The sequence below is a fragment of the Clostridioides sp. ES-S-0048-02 genome (assembly GCF_020658495.1).
Lineage (GTDB): Bacteria > Bacillota > Clostridia > Peptostreptococcales > Peptostreptococcaceae > Clostridioides.
This window is the reverse complement of the sequence record NZ_JACVWH010000101.1, coordinates 1-224: the sequence shown is the minus strand read 5'-3', so window position 1 is coordinate 224 and position 224 is coordinate 1. Positions and strand designations below refer to the sequence as shown.

The following is a 224-nucleotide window of genomic DNA, read 5'->3' as shown; positions in this document are numbered from 1 at the left end:
AAAAATGGTGCGGATGAAGGGAGTCGAACCCCCACGCCAATGGCGCTAGATCCTAAGTCTAGTGCGTCTGCCAATTCCGCCACATCCGCGCATTTTTTTGGTGGAGGATGGTGGATTCGAACCACCGAAGTCGATGACAACAGATTTACAGTCTGCCCCCTTTGGCCGCTCGGGAAATCCTCCGTATTAATTTTACATGGAGCTGGTGATAGGAATCGAACCTA

2 tRNA genes are annotated in these 224 nt (G+C 50.9%); both read right to left on the bottom strand.

The annotated features are described in order from the left end of the window. Positions 1 to 5: 5 nt before the first annotated feature. Positions 6 to 89 (bottom strand) — tRNA-Leu (locus tag IC173_RS20605). 9 nt (positions 90 to 98) lie between these two features. Further along, a tRNA-Tyr gene (locus IC173_RS20600) sits at positions 99 to 183 on the bottom strand. Positions 184 to 224: the final 41 nt, after the last annotated feature.